The organism is Alkalihalophilus lindianensis (assembly GCF_032843265.1).
In the GTDB taxonomy this organism is placed as follows: domain Bacteria; phylum Bacillota; class Bacilli; order Bacillales; family Bacillaceae_D; genus Alkalihalophilus; species Alkalihalophilus lindianensis.
In genome coordinates this window covers 1-230 of record NZ_JAWJBA010001138.1, presented here as the reverse complement: position 1 = coordinate 230, position 230 = coordinate 1, and the positions used below count along the sequence as shown (strand labels likewise).

Sequence of the window (230 nt, the reverse complement as noted above, 5' to 3'; positions counted from 1 at the left end):
ACTCCGCTTAAAGCGGCAAGAAAAGCGGTTATTACCGGAACTGCACTAGGCTTATTTTTGTTTTTCCTTATCCTATTTCTGGCGATTGTTGTTTTAGGGACGAAAATAGTAAGGGAAGCCACCTATCCTTCCTATATCCTAGTCCAGCAAATCAATTTAACTGATTTTCTTGACAGACTTGATTTAGTCATTGTAGCGGTTTGGCTTCCGGCGTTTTTCTCCAAACTTGC

1 protein-coding gene is annotated in these 230 nt (G+C 40.9%); it reads left to right on the top strand.

Translation table 11 applies throughout. The annotated features are described in order from the left end of the window. The coding region (locus RYX56_RS25635) for a GerAB/ArcD/ProY family transporter (protein ID WP_317124550.1) at positions 1-230 on the top strand (230 nt) is incomplete at both ends.